Below are 4,399 nucleotides of genomic sequence, written 5' to 3' on the forward strand. Positions count from 1 at the left end.
TCAGTGTTTGTCGAAGAACTCCACGATCGCCTCGTTGACCGGCTCCGGGCGCTCCAGATGTCCGAGGTGCCCGCAGCGGGATATCTCCACGAGGTCGCAGTCCGGGATGAGGTCGGCCACTTCGGCGCCCAGGTGCGGCGGGGTGACGACGTCGTCGGTGAAGGCGATGACGCGGCACGGCGCGGTGATCCTGCTCAGGTCCTCGCGCCGGTCCTGGTCGGTGTCGATCCACTCCTGACCGGCGGCGACCGGTTCCGCGTCGCCGGCCAGCTCGAAAATCTCCAGCCAGGACGCCACCGACGCGTCGTCGTTGAGCGTCGCCGGGGAGAGCATGTGGAGCACCGAGTTGACGGCCCGGTACTTCGCCGGCAGCTTGATGCCGCTCTCCTGGAGGACCCGGTCCGCCGTGGACTGCGCCCGGCGCAGCACGTCCGACCGGCCGCGGGTGGCCATGAGCACCGCCGAACGGACCAGCTGGGGTTCGCTGATCGCCAGTTCCTGCGCGATCAGCGAACCCATCGAGGTGCCGACGATCCGGCAGGGCGCCAGATCCAGCGTCTCGATCAGGCCCTTGGTGTCGGCCACCAGGTCCGCCAGCGCGTACTTGCCCGGCGGGGCCTCCGACGGCGGAATGCCCCGGTTGTCGAAGGTGACCGTCGAGTAGCCGGCCCGGTGCAGCGCCGGCGTCTGGTGCATGTCCCACACATAGCCGGACGCACCCGAGCCCATGACGAACAGGACGGTCTCACCGCGCCCCGACCGCTGGTAGGCCAGCCGGACCCCGTTGGTGTGCAGATACGGCATCCTCGTGCCCTCTTACCAGCGCCACTCGCGCTTGTTGAACAGATGCTCCGCGGCCACGTCGTGCGCCTTGCACCAGGTGAGGAACTCCTCGATCTGCTGGATCTGGTACGTGTCCGGCGTGTACGTCGTCGCCATCACGTGGCCCTGCCAGCTCTCCTCACCCATGGCGTAGACGTACGCCTCGTTCGCGCCCAGCTCGGTCATGATGTCGGCGGCCTGCGCCGCGTTCGACCCCGACAGCTTGCGCGAGTCGCTCATCTTCTTGGTCACCGGCCGGGTCAGCAGCCCCTTGTAGAGCCAGGTCAGCGGCGCGCCGTCGCACTCCATGCCCAGGAACACCTTGTCCACGTCGCCCAGGTGCGACCGGACGTACTGGTAGAGCACCGGGTCGATTCCGGAGGAGTCCGCGCCGACGAACACCGAGAGACCGGCCAGCTGCACCACGTAGGTCGACTTGGCGCGGATGTCGAGGTCGGAGTGCTCACCGAGGAACGGGGTGGCCACCACGCGCGCACCGCCGGGCAGCGGCACCTCGTCGAAGTCGTCGACCTCGATCACCGTAAAGCCCATGGACTTGAGGTACTGGCCGATCGACGGGTCGCACAGGTTGCCGCGCGACGAGCGGGGCACGACGATCGCGTCGGTGCGCGAGCGCAGTTGCAGCAGGGTCTCCAGCACGATGTGGTCCTGGTGCCCGTGCGTGATCAGCACCAGGTCGATGTGGTCGGGCAGGTCGTCGAGGGTGTACCGGTCGCCGTGCCGGTTGTCCGTGCTGATGAACGGGTCCACCACGACGGCGGCCTCCGGGCTCTGCAGCACCAGGCAGGCGTGCCCGAAGTAGCGGATACGGCCGCCGCTGTCGATGTGCCGGTCCGGCGCGAGGCTCGGCTCCGGGGCGAGCAGCCGGCCGAGCCGCGCCGCCTGCTCGTCGTCGAGTTCGAGGGCCTCGCGCAGGCGGGCGAGGGTCGTGCCCTCGATCCGCGCCTTCATCAGCGCGTCCAGGCCCGGGTGGTCGAACGGGATGGGCAGGTCCAGCGCGTCCGGCCGGGGCAGCCTGGGGGTGCTGAGGATGAACGGCCGCTCCACGCCGTCGTCCAGGGACAGCTGGACGGACTGGCGGCGCCTGTCGAAGACCGGGCTGTGGTAGAGCAGCGGCTCGATGACGTGCACTGACGCCTGGTTGCTGGTGTCGTAGGCCAGCTCCACCAGGCCGTTGAGCGCCGGCGGCAGTTTCGGGTACAGCGGGGTCAGGTCGAATCCGGTGGCGTTCTGGCGCAGCAGTTCGTCCGCCTCGGCGATGGCGGCGGCGAACGCGAGCATCTCCCCGCGCTCACGCTTGATCGTGTCCAGCAGCTCGCCGACCTCGGCCGCGCGGGCCTCCTCGACGTTGATGAAATACCCGCCGCGCAGGGCGGGGTTGTTGCTGGCCGCGATGTGCACCTGAGGCGAGTGGAGATACGACTCCAGCAACGGCACTTGTACGTTCGCCAGGTTCATGGACCCCTGAGCCGGCGCGACGATGTGCATCCAGGCATAGAATCTGTCGACCAGTGGTTCGATGATCGCATTCGAGCGGAGAAATACTGTCTCTTGGCTTTCAGGCATTCGGCCCTCCCGTTCAGATTTTCCACTGCCGTTCTGCTGCCGTGCCGATCGCTGCGAACCGCATCCGCGCATACTTGTTACGGCGTGCGCGGCGAATACCAAAGCATCACAGCGCCGCTGATGCGTCAACGGCCGGGCTGCCGCTGTTCAACCGCGTAACGCCGCAGTTGAACAAGGCACAGTTTGCGGCTTGATTCATCGCCCGGACATGTGTCACGGTGCATCAGCCCGTCGCTGCGGTCCCTTGTCGCCGAGAAGTGAGGAAAGTGCGGTGCCAAATCCTTTTGAGGATCCCGACGCAAGGTATCTGGTCCTGGTCAACGACGAAGGCCAGCATTCGCTGTGGCCGGTCTTCGTGAATGTGCCCGACGGTTGGAAAACCGTCTTCGGAGATGCGTCTCGGGACGAATGCCTCCAGTACATCGAGAAGTCCTGGACCGATATGCGGCCCAAGAGCCTGATCGAAGCCATGAAAGGCGAGAACTAGCGGCAACCCGCCGCCCCGCGGCCCTGCCCATCCGCAGGCCGACGGCCCTCACGGCCGTCGGCCTGTTCGCGCGTGTCTCCGCGTCCGTCGAGCCGCCCGCCCTCGTGGGCGAGGTTTCCGCGCGGTGACCGAAAGTGTTAACTGGCCTCTTATCGGTGATCTGCGGCAATGAGGCCATGGGCAGGAAGCGGGTGCAGATCGTGAGGCTAGGGCCGGCAGGGACCGTGCGGCGCGTCCCCTCGATGATCAACGGCTCGGTGCGGGCCCGGATGACGCTGCTCTACGGCGGCGTGTTCATGGTCATCACCCTGGCGGTACTGATCGTCGCGCAACAGTTCCAGCAATGGGCCGTCGGCGACAAGTTGGACAACTTCGCCTCACCCGGCAAAATCGCCGGAATCCCGTGTGACATGCGGCCGGCGGACACTCCGTGCTCGGAAGTGCCGTACCAGCCGTCCAAGTCCGCCCCCCTCGACGTGTCACGCCCCGGCTCGACTTTCATCGTCGACGAGAAGGCCGAGTTCCAGCAGGAACTGGCGCACACCCAGCTCATGTTCAGCCTGCTCGCCTGCGCGGCCATCGTGCTGCTGGCGTTCGTGGTGTGCTGGTGGCTCACCGGACGGCTGCTGCGCCCGCTGCACCGCGTCACCGCAACCGCCCGCCGACTGTCGCTGTCCACCCTGCACGAACGCATCGCGCTGACCGGGCCGCAGGACGAACTCAAAGAGCTGGCCGACACCTTCGACGCCATGCTCGACCGGCTGGACCGCTCCCTGGCGAGCCAGCGCCGTTTCGTCGCCAACGCCTCCCACGAGCTGCGCACCCCGCTCGCCATCCAGCGCACGGCCATCGAGATCGGGCTCGCCCACCCGTCCCCGCGGCGGGTGGCCCAGATCCGCGACGAACTACTGCGCGCCACCGAGCGCTCCGAGCGGCTCATCGAGGGCCTGCTCGTACTCGCGCAGGGGGAACAGGAACTCACCACCCGGGCGCCGGTCGACCTCGCCGGCGCGGTCGGCCAGGTCATCTCCGAGCAGTCGCCCTTCGCCCGGCAGCGCGGCATCATCCTCACCGTCACCGCACGGCCGGTCACCGTCTCGGGCGACGAAGTGCTGCTCACGCGACTGGTCGCCAACCTGGTGCAGAACGCGATCCGGCACAACGTCGCCGGCGGGCACGTCCTGGTCGAACTGTCCCCCGACAGCGGGCTGGTAGTCACCAACACCGGTCCGCACGTCCCCCCGGAGCAGGTCGATGAGTTGTTCGAGCCGTTCCGGCGGCTGCACCGCGACCGGACCGGCTCGTCCGAGGGCGCGGGACTGGGGCTGTCCATCGTCGCGGCCATCGCCAACGCCCATGGGGGGACCGTGCGGGCGACGGCCAACGCCGGGGGTGGGCTGTCGGTGCGGGTGGCGCTGCCGGTTCTTGCGCCGCCGGTGGTGGCTGTCTGAGTGGTCGTAGGCAAGCGCCTCGGGTTGAGGCGCCGCCTCGTGTACCTCGGGT

General features: G+C 68.1%; 4 protein-coding genes. 2 read left to right on the top strand and 2 right to left on the bottom strand.

The features are described from left to right. On the bottom strand, positions 1 to 804 hold the full coding sequence (locus Q4V64_RS04855) for an alpha/beta fold hydrolase (RefSeq protein ID WP_124437324.1): 804 nt from the start codon (positions 802 to 804) through the stop codon (positions 1 to 3). A gap of 12 nt (positions 805 to 816) precedes the next feature. Further along, positions 817 to 2,409 (bottom strand): MBL fold metallo-hydrolase, encoded by a 1,593-nt coding sequence (locus tag Q4V64_RS04860; RefSeq protein WP_124437325.1) that lies wholly within the window; start codon positions 2,407 to 2,409, stop codon positions 817 to 819. 271 nt (positions 2,410 to 2,680) lie between these two features. On the opposite strand from Q4V64_RS04860, the gene Q4V64_RS04865 reads away from it, so the two are divergent. Next, positions 2,681 to 2,896 carry an MbtH family protein gene (locus Q4V64_RS04865; RefSeq protein WP_124437326.1) on the top strand — a complete coding sequence of 72 codons (216 nt, stop codon included), beginning with the start codon at positions 2,681 to 2,683 and terminating at the stop codon, positions 2,894 to 2,896. Positions 2,897 to 3,072: 176 nt separating this feature from the next. Next, entirely contained in the window at positions 3,073 to 4,347 is a 1,275-nt protein-coding gene (locus tag Q4V64_RS04870; protein ID WP_253266696.1) for a HAMP domain-containing sensor histidine kinase, read from the top strand. The last annotated feature ends 52 nt before the right edge of the window (positions 4,348 to 4,399 follow it).

This window comes from Streptomyces sp. NL15-2K (genome assembly GCF_030551255.1).
GTDB lineage: Bacteria > Actinomycetota > Actinomycetes > Streptomycetales > Streptomycetaceae > Streptomyces.